This window comes from Bifidobacterium amazonense, from assembly GCF_018555435.2.
In the GTDB taxonomy this organism is placed as follows: Bacteria; Actinomycetota; Actinomycetes; order Actinomycetales; family Bifidobacteriaceae; genus Bifidobacterium; species Bifidobacterium amazonense.
Map to the genome: position 1 here is coordinate 24585 of NZ_JAFEJT020000011.1, position 20398 is coordinate 44982.

Genomic DNA, 20398 nt, shown 5'->3' on the forward strand with positions numbered 1-20398 from the left:
GCCGCGACATGGCGGCGCGGTTATAGGCGTTCCTTATAGCTTGGTCTCGGACGTCGGCGCGGGCGTCAGCTTGGGGTTGGCCTTGGCGTTGGCTTTCGGCTGACGCTCCATCACGATGGTGGTCTCGGCGTCCGACGGCAGTCCGCGTTTCGGCTGGGGCCTGCCGCTGCGCGCGTCACGGGCCCCGTCCTCGACGGATGCGACGAGTTCGGCGAGCTGTCCGGATTCGGCCATGCGCCCGTCGTTCGGCTTCTTGAGCGGCACGCGCTTGAGCCTGGGCGGGCGGCGGGTCGCGATGAACAGCGGCTGCACTTCGACGATCGGATTGAACGGCGCGAGTCCGAACCATTTGACCGGCGAGCCGGCGACGTGGCGGATCGCGTACTTGGTGCGCAGCGCGACCGCGCCGCGCGTGGTGACCTTCGACTCCGGCATGAGATCCTTGTGGACCAGCACGTAGCGGATCGTGCCGATGTCGGGATCGGCGTCGACCTTCGGGTAGAGCGACTTCTGCTGCGGCAACTCGCCGGAGCGGTTGAGGTCGTGCATGATCTGGTGCAGGTAGACCGGGATCGACTGCGAGACCTTGAATCCGAGGCGGATGCGCACGCGGAACAGGAAGTTCGTGCCGAAGTTCTCGACCGAGTATTCGCGGGTGAACGGCTCGTCGGTGGTCTGCACGGAGACGGCCCACCATGCGCGGGCGCGCTTGGGGTGGTCGGCGAAGATCGAGAAGAAGATGTCGGTGTCGAGCCGGCGCATCTCCGAATCGGCGGTCATGTACACGAGGTTGTCGGCGAAGTACGGGATGCGGAAGTCGCCGTGCAAACGTTCGAGCGCAGGCAGGAAATCGCCGGTCTTCATATGCCGACGCTGCGAACGTTCGATCTTGGTGCCCTCGTTCCACGTGTACATCACGAACAGGATCGCGAGCGTGAGCAGCATCGTGAACCAGCCGCCGTGCAGGAACTTCGCCATCGACGCGATGAAGAACATGATCTGGATCGCGAGGAACACGAGCAGGAACACGATCGCGCCGAACCGGCGTCCGCTGTACCAGATGTACACGGTGAGCAGCACGGTGGTCGTGATCATCGTGATCGTCAGCGCCAGTCCGTACGCGGCGGAGATGTGCTCGGAGTCGCGGAACATGGCGAGCACGGACAGCGTCGCCGCCAGCAGCACGCCGTTGACGACCGGGATGTACAGCTGTCCGCGCGTGCGCGCCGGGTAGCGCACCTGCAGATGCGGCATCCAGTTGAGTCGCGTCGCTTCGGACACCATCGTGAACGCGCCGGTGATCAGGGCCTGCGAGGCGATCACGCCGGCCGCGACCGACAGGATCACGGCCACATAGCGCACGTTCGGGTTCATCATCTGGAAGAACGGGTTGAGGGTCGTCAGATGCGCGAGCGCCGGATTGTGCTGGTTGCGCAGGATCCACGCGCCCTGGCCGAAGTAGCACAGCACGAGCGCGACCTTGATGAACGGCCAGGTGAAGTAGATGTTGCCGCGGCCCACGTGGCCCATGTCCGAGTAGAGCGCCTCGGCGCCGGTGGTGGACAGAAACACGGTGCCCATGAGCGCGATGCCGGCGGCGTTGTGCGGGCTGAACAGGAACCTCACGCCGTAGACGGGGTTGAGCGCGGCGAAGACGGTCCAGTCGCCGGCGAGGTTCACCGCGCCGACGACGGCGAGGAACGTGAACCAGACGAGCACGACGGAGCCGAACACCTTGCCGATGCTTTCGGTGCCGCGCGACTGCACGCAGAACAGCACGACGATGATGACGACCGTAATCATGAGCGTCAGGTCGGGGTTCGCATCGAACAGCGGCTCGATCTGCGGCAACGTGGTCAGGCCTTCGACGGCGGAGCTGATCGAGACGGCCGGGGTGAGCACCGAGTCGGCGAGGAACGCCGCGCCGCCCACCATGGCCGGGATCGCCAGCCACGAGCCGTGGCGGCGGATCAGCGAATAGAGCGCGAAGATGCCGCCTTCGCCGTTGTTGTCGATGCGCATCGCGATCAGCACGTACTTGACGGTGGTGATCAGCGTGATCGACCAGAAGATCAGCGACAGCAGGCCGAGCACGGCCTCGCGGTCGGCATTCGCGATGCCGCCCTGCCCCGACAGGAACGTCTGCGCGGTGTACAGCGGCGAAGTGCCGATGTCGCCGTAGACGACGCCGAGTGCAACGATTGACATGGCGAGCGAGATCTTATCCGGGCCTGACTGGAGTTTGGCCCACCAGCGTCCCAGCGGTCCCTTGGACGCGGTCTCATACAGCTTGACGGCCTCTTTCTGCTCGGCCTGCCGCTGCTTGGCGAGTTCTTCTTTTTCCTCTTCGGTCAGTGTTCTGCGGGAAACCTTGGGCGCGTTCGTGAACGTGTCGGCTTTCAGCAGGGTTTCGTCAGGTTGTTGCGCCATAACGCATCCTCCACATTGGCGGGGACCCTCCCCGCTCATGCACCACCTCACACGCGAAGAAGCCCGCCGGAGGGTTCCGACGGACTTCTTCGTTGCTTAAGCGGACAGTATAGGCGCGCGCCGAATATTTGCCAAATCACACAATCGCGGCTGAATCGTGTAGACACATGTCGACCGACCGTTGATCGGCTGTTGATCGGCTGTTGATCAACCGGTCAACCAACCGTCAACCGACCGTCAACCGGCGGTCAACCGACCGTCAGATGCCGTACACCTCGCGCGTCGTGCGTCGCGTCGCGCGCGCGACCTCGGCCACGGGCAGATCGAACACATCGGCGAGCGCGGCGAGCGTGTACGGGATCATGTACGGCGCGTTGGTGCGCCCACGGTACGGCATCGGCGTCAGGTACGGCGCGTCCGTCTCGACCATGATGTGGTCGAGGCCGACGATGCGCGCGGATTCGCGGATCCCGTCGTTGCCCTTGTAGCTGCACGTGCCGGACATGCTCAGGTACCAGCCGTGCTCGCGCGCGATCTCGGCCATCGCCACGTCGCCGGAGTAGCTGTGGAAGACGGTGCGTTCGGGGGCCCCGTCGGCGAGGAGCGTGTCGATGACTTCGGCGTGCGAGTCGCGGTCGTGGATCTGCATGGGCAGACCGAGTTCCTTGGCGAGTGCGATGTGCGCGCGGAACGCCTCGATCTGGATGTGCTTGGCGGATTCGCCGGTGCGGAACAGGTCCATACCGGTTTCGCCGATGGCGACGACCTGCCTGGGGTAGGCGCGTGCGAGCCGGTCGACTTCGGCCATCGCGTCGTCGAAGCTCACGGCGTGGTACGGCTTGTATTTGACGGCGAGCCCGTCCGGTCCGGGCACGGCGCGATGCCCGTGGCGCACGGCCTCGTTGGGATGGATGGCGATGGCCGCGTGGACCTGTCCGGGATGTTCGCGGGCCATGTCGATGGCGACCTGCAGGTTCGGCAGTTCGCAACCGCAGTCGATGATGCCGCTCACGCCGACGGCCGCGGCCTGCGCGAGCAGTTCGTCGACGCCGTATACGGGGACTTCCGGCTGGCCTTTTTCGACGGCCTCGTGGCTCATGGCCCGCGCGAACGGCACGACGGAGGCGACGTGCGTGTGGTTGTCGATGACCTGCGCGTCCTCGGGCAGCGCGGGAGGCGCGGGCGCCCAGCTGCGGTCGCGATGATGATGCTTGCTCATGCCCTCCAGTCTATGAAGGGCCCTGCCGTCCGGCGATCGCCGGGGCATGTTCGGCTCCCGCCCCCTCTCTTCGTTGCGCATTGAACTTAATCCACCCGACAGAGGCGGCGCCTTTGAAGACACCCCTCTCACGCGTTGCTCTCTGGCGAGCAATCAACGGCTCTCGCCACAAACCAACACTTCACACCCCTCCCGCGTTGGCTCATGACGAGCAATCAACGGCTCTCGCCACAAACCAACACTTCACACCCCTCCTGCGTTGACTCATGACGAGCAATCAACGGCTCTCGCCACAAACCAACACTTCACATCCCTCCCGCGTAGGCCACTGACGATTAACAGATAGTTCTCGCCACCAGCCAACGTTCAGCGCCCCTTTTGCGTTGGCATATGGCGAGCAGCCGATAGAGCCCGCCACAAACCAACGCCGCGAGGGTGTTCAGCGTTGATTTGCGGCAAGGACCATTGGCCACCCAACTGCCCCCGGCGGATGTCCCATACCATCAGCAAACCGCTCCGGGGCGGAATCGGCATCATCCGATCAGAACGGCCTACCGGCACGCGGCACCCCGGCCTCCGTCAGCTTCATTGTCACAGGAGTACGGCGGACGACATCATCGTAATCGACGCGTACAATCACGTCGACCTTCCCCCACGTCAGCAGGGCGCGTTCCCGTCTGGCCTGCCGGTTCACCACTGTTCGTATGGACTGCCGGTCGGTCATGGCGGGATCCGTGTATTTCGCCATGCCGTCGTATTCGGCCACGATGATGCGACCATCCCGCAGAAACCAGACAAAATCCACCCGGTACCATTCATTCGGATCGTTCGGGTTCACGAATACATGCTGCAGCACCGGAACCATGAACCCATCCTCCACGATCACGGCGCGCAGCAGGGATTCCCCTCCGTTCTCACTGCGGGGATCCGCATAATCCAACAGACGGCCCACAGGCGTGCAATCCCGACGCACACCGTTGCAGATCTCCCGCACCTCATCCTTCGTCACGCCCGCTCTCAGCAGCGCAGAATCGAAGATGGCCAAAGCTTGGCCGAACGGCAGCAGCAGGCCACAATCCACCAACGTACGGGGGACAGAAGTCACCGTCACGTCACCGACGACGACAGACGGAATCGACGACATGGAAATATAGTTCAGCCCGCATCGTGGACCGGAGCCGCGGACGGAATCCGCCACATACAATCCCGGATGGTGGATGCTCCACTGATGGTCGAATCCATGTATGGCGGCAGCGGTCGGCCCGGCGAACACCCAACCCGGATGAAGCAGCGACAACGTCCTGGCCATATGCACGGCCTGGACCGCAGGGTTCAGGCCGTTCCAATACGTCGCGTCCGCATACAATCCACGGCGTGGGCGTATCACCTGTCCGCATCGGACGCGGCGGGACAAAGCCATAAGGTCGGCATCATTCTGCGGGATGGCGCATCGTCCATCACGATGCGCGTCCGCCAGCAGGCGATTGATTCGATGGTGCGCTTTCATGCTCCGACCATATCCGCAATTCTCCCGACAGCCACCGGTTTTCGGGGCATGTGGACGCAGACTCGACCTATCGGCGTGTTGTGGATAACTGGCATGTGGATAACTCGGCGGAGGACGTCCGGACAGCCACCATGAAGCCATGTCGCACCGTCCAGTCGGCTATGATCCGCTCCAACCGCCGACCTAACCGAAGGTTTTAGCCAAGGACCAACGCCAGATGCTCCTCTTGCGTTGGCTCCTGACGAGCGGCACATGGTTTTCGCCATAAACCAACTCCTCGATCCTCTTTGGCGTTAGCGTCTGGTGGGCAGCTCCTGCCACAAACCAACGCTCAACACCCCTTTTGCGTTGGCCGCTGACGGGCAACAGATGGCTCTCGCCGCAAACCAACGCTTCGGCCCTCTTTTGCGTTAGCGTCTGGCGGGCAATCAACGGTTCCCGCCACAAACCAACGCCAAACACCCCTTTTGCGTTGGCCACTGACGAGCAGCACATGATTCCCACCACAAACCAACGCTCAACGCTCCTCCCGCGTTAGCTCCTGACGGGTAACAGACGACTCCCCGCCACAAACCAACACTCCACATCCCTTTTGCGTTGGCATATGGCGAGCAACCGATGGGGCCCGCCGCAAACCAACGCCACGAGGATCCCCGGCGTTGGTTCATGGCCGGGCATTCAATGGATCCCGGGTCAGGCAACCGCGGGCAGGTATGCAGCAGAGGAAGGAGACCGCCCGACAACCACCAGAAGGAGGGAGACATCCAACAGCCGCCCAACAAGAGGACAAACGCCACAGCGCCCAACAGAAGGACAAACGCCACAGCGCCCAACAGAAGGACAAACGCCACAGCCGCTCAGAAGGAGAGCGGGCGCACGTAGGAGCCGATCTGGGGGATGATCTGGGCGAGCGTGCCGTCGGACTTGTGGATGAGCGGCGCGAACACGGTCTCGCGGTGGCAGCCGTTGCCGCCATGCCAGCGGCCGACCGGGTTGTACGCGAAGCGGTGGTAGGCGACGATCCATTCGTCGGTGCCGGGGATGTTCACGATGTTGTGGTGGCCGGTGGCGTACAGCTTGTGCGCCGGATCCTGTTCAATGAGCGTGCGCGGCTCGCTCCACGGCCCGTGCAGGGACGGGGCGGTCGCGTATTTGACGCAGTATTCCGGGTCGCGCGCGTCGTTTTCACTCCAGCTCGCATAGTAGACGCCGTCGCGCTGGTGCAGCCAGATCGCCTCGCGGAAGTCGCCGGGCACCCAGCTGAACGCCTTGGTCTCGTCGAACGAGACGCAGTCGTCGTTGAGCGGCGCGGCCCATGCGCGGCCGTTGCCCCACAGCAGGTAGCGCGTGCCGTCGGCGTCCACGAACACGCCGGGGTCGATCGTGTGGCACTCGAACGTGCCCTTGCGGATCAGCGGCTGCGGTTCGGCGACGAACGGTCCGTACGGCGATTCGGCGACGGCCGCGCCGATCTGCGATCCGGCGACGAAGTAGAACACGTAACGTCCGTCGGGGCGCTGGACGATGCTGGGCGCCCACGCGCCGTCCGTGCCGTCCCACCACGGCACGTCGCGCAGGTCGAGCGCCGGGTAGCGCTTCCACGAGGCGAGGTCGTCGGACACGTACACGCTGAACGCGGTGGTGCCCCAGTTGTCCACGCCGTCGTCGGTGCAGTAGAGGAAGTAGTGGCCGTCGAAGATGGCGAGGTTCGGGTCCGCGCAGTAACGCTGCAGCGGGTTGGTGGCGAGCCGCATGTTGTTGACGCGGTGCGGCAGTTCGTCGCGCGGCACCGCGCGGACGACCGGCTGTTCGAGTACGGTCATTGGTATCAGGCCTTTCTGAAGTTCGTGTTCGCCGCACGATCCGCCGCCAAGTCGCTGCCGGCGTCGCGGTGCGTTGTGGCTCCGCGCTCGTGCGATTACATGCTATGTATCGTTATACATGACTTTTTGAATCGAGACAAATCAATGTGCGCGATGTTGCATGATTTTGTCGCGTTTGTCGCGGGATATGACGACGGCCGCACCCCGCCGGGATACGGCCGCCCTGTCGGGCCCGCGGGACGTCACGCCCGCGGATCCGGCGCCACTTGACGCACCATCACTTGACGTACTTGTCGTACGCCTTCTGCCACAGCTGGGTCGGCTCGTCGATGTTGAGCTGCGTGAGCTGGTCCTGGAACGCCTTCCACGTCGCGTCGGTGGTGCCCTCCTGCGCGAACTTGGCGATCTGCGGCATCGCCGTGCTGAACACGGTGGTGAAATCGTTGGCGACCGTGTTCTGGTCCGCCTCGTCCAGACGCACGTAGATCGGCATCATGTCCTTGGTGTGGTCGTAGTTCTTGTACTGCTCCTCGTTGGCCTTGTCGGCGGCAGCGATGGAGTCCATCGACTGGTCGTTCTTGATGGTCACACTGTCCGGGATCCAGCCGGCGAGACGGTCGGCCAGAGCCGGGCCCTTGCCTTCGGCCCACGCGTCGATCTGCGCCTGGGTGACGGTGTAGGTGCTGTTGCCGTTGTCCTCGAGGTACTCAGGAATCGCGCCGTACAGCTGCTGCACGGAGTACTTCTCGGAGTAGAGCAGGTTGATGACCTTGAGCGCGGCGTCCTTGTTGGCCGCGTTTGCGCTCATGGACATGTGGTAGTCCTCGAACTCGTTGTTTTCACGCGAGCCGTCCCACACGGTTTCGGACGCGGAGACGCCCGGAGCGGACGGCACCGGAATGGTGATGTACTGCTTGTACAGATCGGAGTCGATCGCGCCGAACGCGGTGCCGTCCCAGCCGAACGCCGCGCCGACGGTCGCCTCGGAACCGCCGGGCTGCAGCTGCGCCCAGTACTTGCTGTCGTCGAGCGTCACCCAGTTGTCGGGCACGAGGCCCTTCTTTTTCAGGCTGGCGAGGTAGTCGAGCACCTGGCGGAACTCGTCGGTCTGCATGTAGTTGCCGACCTTGCCGTCCTTGACGTAGATGCCCTGGCCGGACGGACCGGCGTTGTACTGCGTGACGATACCGGTGGAGTTGAGGAACAGGAACGGGCTCCACCACATGCCGACCTGATCGGTCGGCAGGGCGCGCAGGTGCATCGGGATCTCATCCTGCTTGCCGTTGCCGTTCGGATCCTGCGTCTTGAACGCCTCGAGCACCTTGGTCAGCTCGTCCCAAGTGATCGGCACCTTGAGACCGAGCTTGTCGAGCCACGCCTTGTTGATGAGCATGTGCTGGCCGGAGGCGAGGTAGCCCTTGCCGCGATCGGAGGGCAGGACGCGGATCTTACCACTGACCTCGACGAACTTCTTCGCAATGGGCTTCTCCTCGAAGAACTTCTTGACGTTGGGCATCTTGTCGATGTCGTCGGTGAGTTCCTCGAACACGTCGGGATTCTTGGCGGTGTCGTCCGGATTGTAGGCGCGGATGTTGAGGTCCGCGACGTCACCGGCCGCGAGGGAGACGTTCTTCTGCTGATCCCAAGCGCTCTGCTGGACTTCCTGCCACTTGATCTTGACGCCGGCCTCCTTCTCGAGGTCCTGCGTCCATTTCATGTCTTTCATCGGGATCTGCGTGCTAGCCTTGACGACCAGAATCTTGACGATCGGCTTGCCGTCCGAAGTTTTGGCGTTGTTCGCGGTGCTGGCGCCGCACGCCGCAACCGACGCGAGCATCGCCAGCGATGACGCGACCGCAAAGCCCTTGAGAATCACACTGCTCTTCCTAGTGCGCATGATTGTTTCCCGTCTGTGTTGACTATGTTCTCTCCATACCAGCATCCGTCGTTGAATGCAGGCTTTCATTTGCTTGAATCGTGTCAAACAAACAACATGTATGTTATATCGAACTTCTTGAATCGTGTCAACCGGTTACGCCGAGCCTCGCGTGTCGCATCGGCCGAAACGCCCCGCCGCGACCGTCGCCACACGGCGGAAAACGGCACCTCCGACGACTCCCAGCCATATCCACGGCCACGCCGCAACCGCCGCCCGCCCAACTGTCCGCACCCGCTTGCATGTTGGATATAAGGAGAGTTGCTATGGAAGGTTCCGGCGAATATGGGGTCGCGTTCGACAGCGCGATCGTCAATCTTGATCCAAATCTGCTGGTCACGCTGTGGCGCGTCGGATCGGAAGGATCGCTGACCGCGGCCGCACGCGTGCTCGGCTGGTCGCAGCCGGCCGTCAGCCAGCAGGTGCGCAAGCTCGAACGCGACTGCGGCTGTCAACTCATCGAACGCACCGGCCGCGGCGCAGCGCTCACACCGGCCGGCGCGATCCTCGCCAAACACGGCGAACTCATCGCGCTGCGGCTCGCGCAGGCAGGCAAGGAATTCGCCGAATACCGGCGCCGTACCGACACGTCGCTGCGTCTGCTCGCTCCGCCGTCGATCTGCTCGACCATCGTTTCGCGCGCGCTCGCCAAGCTCAGCGTCGACTCGACCATCGACGTCAGCCTCGCTCAGGCCGAACCGCCGGAGGCGATCGCCGCCGTGGCCCGCGACGAGGCCGACTGCGCGGTGATCTTCCGCTATGAAAGTATCCCGCAATATCTCGTGATCGACGACGACGTGCAATTCGACCGTCTCGGCGACGATCCGCTGCTACTGCTCGCGCGCAAGACGCCCGATCCGGCGCGCGGCGAGTCCAACGGCAAACAGACGGCCGACGCGCGGTGCGCAACCGACGGACGCGACGATAGCACGATTGCCGATGCGGCGAACGGCACGGACACAAGCGGCGCAAACGCAAGCAATACGAACGCCGGCACCGCGAACGAGAGCGGAGCGACCACCGACGACGCGCGATCGGCGCGATCGGAACGACACCCACGCACGGTGCGTCTGCGCGAATACGCGGACCACGGCTGGATCGCCGGCTGCCCGTTCTGCCAGACGAACCTGCTGAGCATGGCACGGCGCGAGGGATTCGAGCCGAACATCACGTACTGCGTGGACGACTACGCGACCACGCAGAGCCTCGTCGCGATCAGCACCAGCGTGTCGATCGTCTCGCGGCTCGCGTCGATGGCGCCCCTGCCGCCGAATCTTGAGCTGCTGCCGATCGACGACCCGTACGCGAGGCGCGGCATCGGCATCATCACGCGCCGCGGCGACGACCGGCCCGCCGTGCGCACGCTCGCGGACGAACTGCGCTGGGCCGCCGCTCCCCTGCTCGAACGCTGATTTCACACCAAGCCATTCGTTTGCTTATGGGTCGTCTAAGCGACATGCGGCGTTCGCGGCTTTCGCGGCACCATGCCGAAGCGCGAGAGTAGAGGCATGGATTATGTGAAGGACATCATCGGATTCGACGCCCAGGCCATCGACGCGCTCACCGCAGACAAGCTCGCGCAAAGCGGCAGCGACAAGTGGTCGCGCTACCCGGGCTGCGTGGGCGCGTTCATCGCGGAAATGGATTTCGGCCTCGCGCCGTGCATCCAGCGCGCCATCGACCGCGCGGTGCAGGGCTGCGCGCTCGGCTACATCCCGACCCCGTGGAAGCGTCACGTCGCCAAGGCATGCGCCGACTGGCAACGGTTGCGCTACGGCTGGAACGTGGACCCGGAGCAGGTGCGCGTCGTGCCCGACGTGGTTGAGGCGTTCGAGATTTTCCTGCGCGAGATCGTCAGCCACGGTAATCGCGTGATCGTGCCAACGCCGGCGTACATGCCGTTCCTGAGCCTGCCGCGGCTGTACGACGTCGAACTGGTCGAGATTCCGATGCTGCGCGTCGACGGCCGCAATGCCGGTTGCGCAGCCGGTTGCGACGACGGTCGGGCCGACGGCGACTGGCTGTTCGACTTCGACGCGATCGAAGCCGCGTTCCGCGACGGCTGCCGCGCGTTCGTGCTGTGCAACCCGCACAATCCGATCGGCAAGGTCTGCACGACCGACGAAATGCTGCGGCTGTCCGCGCTGTGCGAACGGTACAACGTGCGCGTCTTCTCCGACGAGATTCACGCGCCGTTCGTGTTCGACGGCCACCGCCACGTCCCGTTCGCGGCGATCAACGAGATGACTGCGCGGCAGGCGTTCACCGCCACGTCCGCGTCGAAGTCGTTCAACATTCCGGGCACGAAGTGCGCGCAGGTGATCCTGACGAATCCCGACGACGTTCGCATGTGGACGGACCGCTGCGAATGGTCGGAGCATCAGACCGCCACGATCGGCGCGATCGCGTCCACAGCCGCATATGAGGAGGGCGGACTGTGGTTCGACGAGGTGCTCAAGTACGTCAAGCGCAACGCCGAGCTGGTCGACGAGCGCATGCGCCGCGATTTCCCCGGAGTCGGCTACGTCAAACCGCAGGGCACGTACATCGCGTGGCTTGATTTCAACGGACTGGGCATTGCGGATCCGGCCGCGTATTTCCTTGAGCATGCGAGCGTGGCGCTGACCGACGGCCGCGAGTGCGGTGCGGTGGGTACAGGCTGTGTGCGCATGAATTTCGCCATGCCGTATCCGCTGCTCGAACGGTGCCTCGACCAGATGCGCGACGCGCTCGCCGCGGACGGCCTGCTGCCGGCAGGTGCCATGGCCCCGACCGCGATGGCTTCGGCCGGACTGACTCGAGCCGATATGCGCGACGCCGCGTGACATCGCCTGCATGCCCCGCACCCATGCGTGACATTGGCGCTATAAGACCCCGGGCTGCTGGTGTCAATGTCACGGCAATCACCCGTTTTGCGTGACATCGGCACCAGTAGCCCAAACGAACTGGGCTCAATGCCACGCATGTTGCCCATCTTGCGTGACATTGAGCCCGGCAGCCCGAGCAAACCAGGAGCAATGTCACGCCAATTACTTGCTTTGTGTGACATCGGCACCAGTCCCCTGTCACACAGCAATCGCTAGCGACGGGTGGATTCGCGTTTGACGAGTTCCCATGCGGCCGTGAGCCGCTGGGGTGCGTCTGGGAAGGCGAGGCCGTCACCGGCATTGTCGCCCGTGCCGCCCGTCGCGTCGATTCCCGCGCCGCCGACGTTCGCGTTGATGCGGTCGATGAGCAGGTCAAGCGTCCGGCGCGCCAGATCGTCGAGGTCGGTGCGCACGGTGGTCAGGGACGGGACCGCGTATTCGCTTTCGGTGACGCCGTCGAAGCCGACGAGCGCAATGTCGTCGGGCACGCGCACGCCGCGGTCGGCAAGGCCGCGCATGAAGCTGATCGCGATCGTGTCGGTCATGCAGAACACGCCGTCGGCGTCGCGATAGTCGTCGGAGTCGAGCAGACGGTACGCGGCTTCGCGTGCGGGGATCGGATCCCAATGCTCCAACGGCAGGAAGTTGCTCGCGTCCACGTCCACGCCAGCCTCCTCGAACGCGCGCAGGCAGCCGGTCATGCGTCGGCCGACCACACTGGAGGCCATCTTGTCGTCGAGCAGCATGTCGTAGGACGGGCCGACCACCACCACGTGCTTGCAACCGATGTCGATCAGGTGGCGCACGGCCGCAGCGGAGCCGTCCTCGCAGGCGGTGTTCACCGAGTCGAACACCGGGTCGGGGGAAATGTCGTCGAGCAGCACCATCGGCTTGCCGTGCGAGAGCGCGCGCAGTTCCTCGTCGGAGACCTGTCCGGGGCTGAAGATCATGCCGTCGCACAGCTGGCTGGTGACCTTCTGCAGGATCATGATTTCGTCGTCCTTGGAACCGGACGTCTGCTGCACGATCGGCTGGTAGCCGCGACGCGCGATTTCGCGCGACATGGCCGCGCTCATTTCGGAAGGATACGGGCGGTCAAGTTCGTAGATCGCCACGCCGATGATGCCGCTGCGGCCGGAGCGCAGGGACCGTGCCGATATGTTCGCGTTGTAGTGCAGCTTTTGCGCGGCCTGGCGAATTTTCTCCGCCGTGGCCGCGGCGATGCGCGGATCGCCGCGCAGCGCGTAGGAAACCGTCGCCCTGGAAACACCCGCCGCCTTTGCGACGTCGCTCATTGTGACCATAACATCCTTCCGACAACGAGCTTGCGATAGGCACTACTTTACATGCCCGACTGGTTAAATCGTGTCAATGCTCGTGTCTATGCGCGCAATGCGGACACGACCGGCCGACGGGCCGTCGATCCGGCAAAAATTCCGCCCGTTCGACAGCAAACGATCACACCATCTCTCGGCCGGTTCACCGCACGCCGCACGCGTCCCGCCGGGACCACAGCCGGAAACCCGGCCCCGAATCCGACGGCCGACGTCCCGAACCGGGATCAGCCGAGCAGGGCGAGCAGATCCTCTTTGGTGAGCGAGGCGACGGACGTTCCGGACGCGGTGGCCGCGGCATCCACGAACCGGCTGGCGAGGTCGGTTTTGGCATGCTGCAGGTTGATGATGCGCTCCTCGATCGTGTCCTTGGCGACGATCTGGTACACGTTCACGTCCTGCGTCTGCCCGATGCGGTGCGCGCGGTCGGTGGCCTGGTTCTGCGCGGCTGCGTTCCACCATGGGTCGGCGTGCACGACCACGCACGCGCCGGTCAGGTTCAGGCCCGTATTGCCGGCCTTGAGCGAGATGAGGAACACCGGGGTCTCGTCCTGATTGAACCGGTCAACCAGTTCGACGCGCTGCTTCTTGGGCGTGGCACCGGTGATCATGTCGTATTCGACGCCGGCCGCGTGCAGCCGTTCGGCGATCAGGTCGAGATAGCTGGTGAACTGCGAGAAGATCAGCATCTTCTTGCCCGCGTCTCGGCACGAGTCGACGAGTTCGGCGATCGCGTCGAGCTTGGCCGACGTGGCTTTCTTCGACGGACGGCCCGGCTTGCGGGCGGTTCTGTCGACCGGCCCGGCCTGCGCGGTCTGCCCGGCCTGCGCGGTCTGCCCGGCCTGCGCGGTCTGCCCGGCGTGTACGGTCTGCCCCGCCGGCGTGAGATCGCTCGCGGCAGGCGCACCGGACACCGCCTCCACGCCCGCCCCGGCGTTCTCCCCCGCGTTCTCGTAGATGAGCCGCGGATCGCAGCACACCTGCCGCAATCGCGTCAGCTGCGCGAGAATCTGGATCTTGCCCGTGTTGAAGTCCTCGGGCTTCTGTTTGAGCACAACCGCGCGCAGCTGCTGCTCGAGCGCGGCGTACAGCTTGCGCTGTTCGCCTTCCAGTTGGACGGTAATCACGTTCTCGATCTTGTCGGGCAGGTCCTTAAGCACCTGCGATTTGAGCCGACGCAGGATGAACGGCCCGACGAACTCCTGCAGCTTGCCCTGCGCGCGACCGTCGCCGCTCAGGATCGGCATTTCGAACCGTTCGCGGAAGTGCGCGTACCTGCCGAGCATGCCGGGCATGAGGAAGTCGAAGATGCTCCACAATTCGCTCAGCCGGTTCTCGATCGGCGTGCCGGTGAGCGCGAACCGATGCCGCGCGCCGACCTGCCGCACGGCCTTGGACGCCTTGGTGGCCGCGTTCTTGATGTACTGGGCCTCGTCGAGCGCCATGCAGAAGAATTCGATGCCGTCGTAGTCGTCGACGTCGCGCCGCAGCAGGTCGTAGGAGGTGACCAGCAGGTCGGGCATCGTCGGAACTGCCCTATCAGCCGACGCATCAGCTGATGCATCGGTCGCTGCGCTCTCGACGCGCACGTCGGCGGCCGGTACCGTCACATCAGCCGCAGCAGGATCGTCGTCAGTGCCAACCGTGACCGTTGCCACCGTCGCATCGGCAACATTCGCATCGTTCGCCCCTGCATGCGCCTGCACCATCCGAATGCGGTCGAGCAGCGCGCGCCGCGCCGCCTTGCCGCCGGCGACGGTTTCCACGCGCAGGCCGGGCGCGAATTTGGCCGCTTCGGCCGCCCAGTTGTATACGAGCGACGCCGGGCACACGATCAGGCTTGGCTGCTGCGCCGCGCGCGATTCGCCTTGCCGGGCAAGCAGGAACGAGAGCAACTGCACCGACTTGCCTAGGCCCATCTCGTCGGCGAGGATGCCGCCGAATCCCTTGTCGCACACCGCGTTGAGCCAGCGGAATCCTTCGGTCTGATACGGTCGCAGCACGTTCGCGAGCGAGTCCGGCACGTGGTACGTGGCGGGATCGATCACACGTAGACCGTTCAGGTACGTGCGGAAACCGTCGTCCTTGTCCGCATCGTCCACCTCGTGGTCAAGATAGTACGACTCGTACGCGGGCACTTCGACCGAGCCTTGTTCGAATTCGGCCGGATCGACGCCGAGGTCGGCGGACAGTTCGTCAACGGCGGACGTGTCGACGTTACGCAGGTCGACGAACGCGCCGTTGCCGAGCCGATGGAACCGGCGCTTTCTGCGATACGCGGCGAGCAAGGCGGGCACGTCGGCCGGGTCGATTTCGTCGGCGATCGGCGAAATGCGCACCAGATCGGATTTGACGGACAGGCCGAACTTGATGGTGGGCCGCGGCATGGCAGTCATGCCGTCGAACGCGGGGGTCGCGTACACGTCACCTAGCCCGCGGAACACGGCAAGGCCCTCGGTGAGCAGCTTGTAGATCGCCTCGTCGTCATCATCGGGCAACAGCGCGACGGAGCCGGCCGGACGCGGGAAGTAGTGCAACACCGCCTCGACGGCGAGCCGTTCCGTGTCCTTGTCGCGCCGCACGTCGGCGGGGGTGCGTCCGATGCCGTCGAAGACGCGGAACATGTCGGCGCCGTAGTAGGCGCGCGCATCGCAGGAAATGCCGTGCTGGTCGCGGTCGAAGTAGAACGCGATGCGGCAGGGCACGCGCATGAGCCGGCGCAGCGAGTCGGGCACGTCGATGGACAGCGCTCGTTCGCTGGCATCACCGGTCGCCCCCGTCTTTTTGCTAACGCTTTTATAATTATTTTGTACCGACGTATCGTCGAGGGGCTCATCGTCGACACGATCGCCGGCTGGTTCCTCCTCGGACCGGGCCGCCGCCGGGGACGCGAACTCGGGCAGCACGGTGCGCGCGAACAGGTCGGCGTCGTTCGCGTTCAGCATCATCGTCGACTGATCGTTGTCGCCGCACAGCAGTTTCAGCAGTTCGCGACGATCGGCCGAAATATCGCCGCAACGGTAGATCACCGCCGGCCGCGCATCACCGTATTCCCGGGAAAACGCGGCGGCCTGCGCTCCGAGCGCGCGGGACGCGGCGCTCGCATTCGACAGCGCGGCATTGTCGGCCGCGATCACGGCCCGCGACAACGGACGCACGATCATATACGTCGACGATTCGCCGGAGACGACCGCCTCCAGACATTGCGTATGGCGTATCGCATACCCGGTGACCGTCGGTTCCGCGTTCGCGGCATCGGCTCCCGGCATACCCGGCAGCATACGTTGTCCAGTCGCCGGGCGGTCAGTCACCGGCACGATCGACAGACCGAAATCCGGTTCGCCGACGACCACGCGGGTCGGCAGCGACGGCAGCAGGAATCGCGCGCCTGGCGCATAGTCGAGCGTATCGTCCGTGCCGACGTACAGGTCGAGCAGCTCGGCGATCTCATCCTCGGACAGTCGCAGCTCCGAATCATCCGATTTGCGCCAATAGTACGAACGATACGAATCGCCACCGTTCACGCTCGCCCGAATGCGCAGCGCGCGACCGGCAAGATCGAGCACGCACCGCGAACGTTCGTCGAACGCCTCGCGCGTATGCACGAACGCGAGCCTCTTGCCGTACGACACGAATTCGCGGTCGCGCACGGCCTGCAGCAGGCCGGCGATGTTTTTCACCACGTACGAAACGGACGTGCCGTGCACCACGATGCGCAGTTTGACGCCCCATCCGTCACCCTGCTCCGCGATACTCACGCGCAGTCCGATACTGTTCGCCGGCATGGTGCGAACAGCCTGCGAACCATTGCCGTCAGCAGTGCCGCCCGCGTCGGCAATGCTGCTGATCTCCTTGAGCAGGCTGAGCTGGCGATCCTTCGACTCCCGAGCCAATGCGTCGTCGCGCTGCCGCATGAACAGCGACAGCGCGCGCGACGTGGCCGCCGACGCCTTGCGTTCGACCTCGTCTGCGGCGGAACCGGGGATGCTGCGGAACTCGTACGCGGCCTGGTTGTAGTGCATGATCAGCGCGACGACGTGCTTGCAGTAGCCGCTGGTCGAACGGTTGAACGCGGGGCAGGTGCAGTGCGCCTTGATGACGTCGTGGGCGCGCGTGTCGATATCAGCCCAGACGCGATAGTCGTCCGACGATTCGTACGTGCTGACGACCAACGCGGCCAGCTCGATGCCCTGCTTGATCGGCGCGCTCGTGCATTCGTGCATGCGGCCGGAGTCGACGATGTCCTGAGCGCGCCAGTACGCATTGCCGGCGAGATGCTGAAGCCGCTTGTCCGGGACCACAGCGTTGAGGGAGCGCGAACCGCCGTACGTGACGCCGGAATCCTCGCCGTAGTCGTCGTAATCGTCGTAATCGTCCTCGTCGTCATCATCGACGCCGCTCGTGCCACGGCGGTCTCCGTACAAGCCGAGGAACTTCGCGATGTCCCGGTACGAGGGCCTGTCCTTGCGCGAACCAAAACCCATATCGGCCCCTTCCATGCCCGTCTCTGTTCTGTCTGCCGTCGGCCACTGCCTTTCGACAGTAACACCTATCTTCCATAACCGGACAAAACAAAGCCCCCTTCGTCAGAAGGGGGCTAGAGGAAAAGGCATCCAATACATTACCGCATGCAATGCGATGGGTTCTGACTACCCCTCAGTCACTTCGTGACAGCTCCCCTGACAAGGGGAGCCGAGAAAAAGGGCTGCGGCGAGGCTTGACATTACCTTCACTCGACTCTCGTCTCGTTCAGGCCGGGCCGGTGGACAGTCCACAGGACTGTCCACCGCCGAACGCGACGCTGCGCTAGTCGCGATCGGCGATCGGACCCGGCCATGCCGGTTCGTTCTCCGGCTCGCGGGCGGAGGCGATGGTCTCCTCCGGCCAGTGCTTGGCGGGGATAGTCTTGGGCTTGAACGGGAACTTTTCGGCGCGCATCTTCTCGTACGCGGCGATGTCGTCCTCGTGCTGCAGCGTCAGGTCGATGTCGTCGTAGCCGTTCATCAGACGCCAGCGCACGTAGTCGTTCACCTCGAACGGCAACGTCACGTCGCCGCAGGTCACCGTGCGGTCCTCGAGCGACACGGTCATCGTGCGGCCCGGTTCCTCCTCGAGCAGCTTCCACAGCAGCTCAACGGACTCCTGCGGCATGATCGCCGCCAGCACACCGTTCTTGGCGGTGTTGCCGTAGAAGATGTCGGCGAAGCGCGGCGCGATGACCACGCGGAAACCGTAGTCATGCAGCGCCCACACGGCGTGCTCGCGCGAGGAGCCGATGCCGAAGTCCGGTCCGGCGACCAGAATCTGGCCTTTCGCATACTCGGGCTTGTTGAGCACGAAGTCCGGGTTGCGGCGCCATGCGTAGAACAGCGCGTCATCGAAGCCGGTCTTGGTGACGCGCTTCAAAAACACGGCCGGAATGATCTGGTCAGTGTCGACGTTGGAGCGGCGCAGCGGCACGCCCACGCCGGTCAACGTGGTGAGTTTTTCCATACGTTTTCTCTTTCTGATGCCCTCTGCTAAGGGCTGACAAGCTTGTGTTACAACGAACAGCGATAGTCTCGCATATCATGTGCCATTTCGAGCGACGCGAAGCGGAGTCGAGAAATCCGTCACGGTAACGAACCGTCGATAGATTTCTCCGTTCGCTTCGCTCAGTCGAAATGACACCGTCATGTAGCGGATTGTGTCACAGGTCGGCCGGCGACGAGATCGTGCCGCGGATGGCGGTGGCGGCGGCGACCTGCGGCGAGGCGAGGTGCGTGCGCGAACCCTTGCCCTGACGGCCTTCGAAGTTGCGGTTCGACGTCGAGATCGAACGCTCGTCGGGCACGAGCTTGTCGGGGTTCATGCCGAGACACATCGAGCAGCCGGCGTTGCGCCATTCCGCACCGAAGTCCTTGAAGATCTTGTCAAGCCCTTCCTTCTCGGCCTGCAGGCGCACGCGCGACGAGGCCGGCACGACGAGCACGCGGTGGATCGACTTGGCCTTGTGGTGGCCCTTCATGATCGCCGCAGCCGCGCGCAGGTCGTCGATGCGACCGTTCGTGCACGAGCCGATGAACACGGTGTCGACCGGGATGCTCTTGATCGGCGTGCCCGGCTCGAGATCCATGTACTTGAGCGCGCGTTCGGCGGCGGCGCGCTTGGTCGCGTCCGCGATCTCGCTCGGCACCGGCACGTTCGCTGTGATCGGCAGACCTTGGCCGGGGTTGGTACCCCACGTCACGTACGGTCCAAGCTTGGTCGCGTCGATGTCCACGACCTTGTCGAATACGGCGTCATCGTCGGTCTTGAGCGTCTTCCAGTACTCGACGGCCTTATCCCACATCTCGCCTTCCGGCGCGTGCGGACGGCCCTTGAGATACTCGAACGTCGTCTCGTCGGGCGCGATCATGCCGGCTCGCGCGCCGGCTTCGATCGACATGTTGCAGATCGTCATGCGCTCGTCCATGCTCATCTTGCGGATCGCGTCGCCGCGGTACTCGATCACGTGGCCCTGGCCGCCGCCGGTGCCAATCTTCGCGATGATCGCGAGGATGACGTCCTTGGCAGTCGCGTCGGCCGGCAGCTCGCCGTTGACATTGATCGCCATGGTCTTGAACGGCTTGAGCGAGAGCGTCTGCGTCGCCATCACATGCTCGACTTCGGACGTGCCGATGCCGAACGCGAGCGCGCCGAACGCGCCGTGCGTCGAGGTGTGCGAGTCGCCGCACACGATCGTCATGCCCGGCTGCGTCAGGCCGAGGATCGGCGCGAACGCGTGCACGATGCCCTGATCGGTGTCGCCCAGCGGATGCAGGCGCACGCCGAACTCCTTGCAGTTCTTTTCGAGCGTGCTCAGCTGCAGTGCGCTCGTCTTGTCCGGGTTCGGACGGTCGATGTCGACGGTCGGCGTGTTGTGGTCCTCAGTGGCGATGAGCTGGTCCACGTGGCGCGGCTTGCGTCCGGCCAGTCGGAGGCCCTCGAACGCCTGCGGGCTGGTGACTTCGTGCATGAGCATCAGGTCGATGTACAGCAAGTCGGGTGCGCCATCGCTGCCCTTGCGTACCAAATGATCGGCCCAGACCTTTTCGGCCAGTGTCGTTCCCATTCGGAATTCCTCCTAATTTTTTCTCGCGAGGTCTTGTACTCTCGCGTCCTTCGTGGTATATAGCCTATGGTTCGAGCCCGGGGAAACGGCCTGCAAGGCCGGTATATGAGATACGTCACGGACACCGGGACATGCCCGTCGCCCGTCGCTGTCGCGAATTACAACACGGGCACGGATTCCGCGTTTTGC

The 20398-nt window shown here is 64.3% G+C and carries 12 protein-coding genes and 1 pseudogene; 2 read left to right on the plus strand and 11 right to left on the minus strand.

Features of this window, described 5'->3' with window-relative positions:
- Positions 1-33 precede the first annotated feature (33 nt).
- The 6 genes from JS533_RS04075 to JS533_RS04100 all read right to left on the minus strand — a co-directional run bounded on the left by JS533_RS04075 (position 34) and on the right by JS533_RS04100 (position 8876).
- Positions 34-2430, minus strand: a complete 2397-nt coding sequence (locus JS533_RS04075; protein WP_241513245.1) for a KUP/HAK/KT family potassium transporter — start codon at positions 2428-2430, stop codon at positions 34-36.
- A 259-nt stretch (positions 2431-2689) separates the two neighbouring features.
- On the minus strand, positions 2690-3649 hold the full coding sequence (locus tag JS533_RS04080) for a TatD family hydrolase (protein ID WP_241513246.1): 960 nt from the start codon (positions 3647-3649) through the stop codon (positions 2690-2692).
- Positions 3650-4190: 541 nt separating this feature from the next.
- A complete protein-coding gene (locus JS533_RS04085; protein ID WP_241513247.1) occupies positions 4191-5156 on the minus strand; it encodes a CTP synthase in 966 nt (321 codons plus the stop codon).
- Positions 5157-5339: 183 nt separating this feature from the next.
- The gene (locus tag JS533_RS04090) at positions 5340-5636 is read right to left on the minus strand and encodes a hypothetical protein (RefSeq protein WP_241513248.1); all 297 of its coding nucleotides are present in this window, start codon (positions 5634-5636) and stop codon (positions 5340-5342) included.
- Positions 5637-6013: 377 nt separating this feature from the next.
- Entirely contained in the window at positions 6014-6979 is a 966-nt protein-coding gene (locus JS533_RS04095; protein ID WP_241513249.1) for a family 43 glycosylhydrolase, read from the minus strand.
- A 277-nt stretch (positions 6980-7256) separates the two neighbouring features.
- A complete protein-coding gene (locus tag JS533_RS04100) occupies positions 7257-8876 on the minus strand; it encodes a type 2 periplasmic-binding domain-containing protein (protein WP_241513250.1) in 1620 nt (539 codons plus the stop codon).
- 305 nt (positions 8877-9181) lie between these two features.
- Between JS533_RS04100 and JS533_RS04105 the strand changes: the two genes are divergently transcribed.
- Together JS533_RS04105 and JS533_RS04110 are read left to right on the plus strand one after the other, a co-directional pair.
- Complete coding sequence (locus JS533_RS04105; RefSeq protein ID WP_241513251.1) at positions 9182-10327, plus strand: LysR family transcriptional regulator; 1146 nt, start codon at positions 9182-9184, stop codon at positions 10325-10327.
- Between the two features lie 96 nt (positions 10328-10423).
- Positions 10424-11740 carry a MalY/PatB family protein gene (locus JS533_RS04110; protein ID WP_241513252.1) on the plus strand — a complete coding sequence of 439 codons (1317 nt, stop codon included), beginning with the start codon at positions 10424-10426 and terminating at the stop codon, positions 11738-11740.
- Between the two features lie 254 nt (positions 11741-11994).
- Here JS533_RS04110 and JS533_RS04115 read toward each other — a convergent pair whose 3' ends face one another.
- The 5 genes and pseudogenes from JS533_RS04115 to leuC form a co-directional block, all read right to left on the minus strand.
- Positions 11995-12897, minus strand: a complete 903-nt coding sequence (locus JS533_RS04115; protein WP_338024161.1) for a LacI family DNA-binding transcriptional regulator — start codon at positions 12895-12897, stop codon at positions 11995-11997.
- A gap of 57 nt (positions 12898-12954) precedes the next feature.
- Positions 12955-13092, minus strand: a pseudogene (locus JS533_RS13780) (LacI family DNA-binding transcriptional regulator); the annotation flags it as partial.
- A gap of 251 nt (positions 13093-13343) precedes the next feature.
- On the minus strand, positions 13344-17600 hold the full coding sequence (locus JS533_RS04120) for a DEAD/DEAH box helicase (protein WP_241513254.1): 4257 nt from the start codon (positions 17598-17600) through the stop codon (positions 13344-13346).
- A 322-nt stretch (positions 17601-17922) separates the two neighbouring features.
- Positions 17923-18609, minus strand: a complete 687-nt coding sequence (leuD, locus tag JS533_RS04125) for a 3-isopropylmalate dehydratase small subunit (RefSeq protein WP_033495654.1) — start codon at positions 18607-18609, stop codon at positions 17923-17925.
- 196 nt (positions 18610-18805) lie between these two features.
- Positions 18806-20209: a 3-isopropylmalate dehydratase large subunit gene (gene leuC / locus JS533_RS04130; protein ID WP_241513255.1), complete on the minus strand. Its 1404-nt coding sequence runs from the start codon at positions 20207-20209 to the stop codon at positions 18806-18808.
- Positions 20210-20398: the final 189 nt, after the last annotated feature.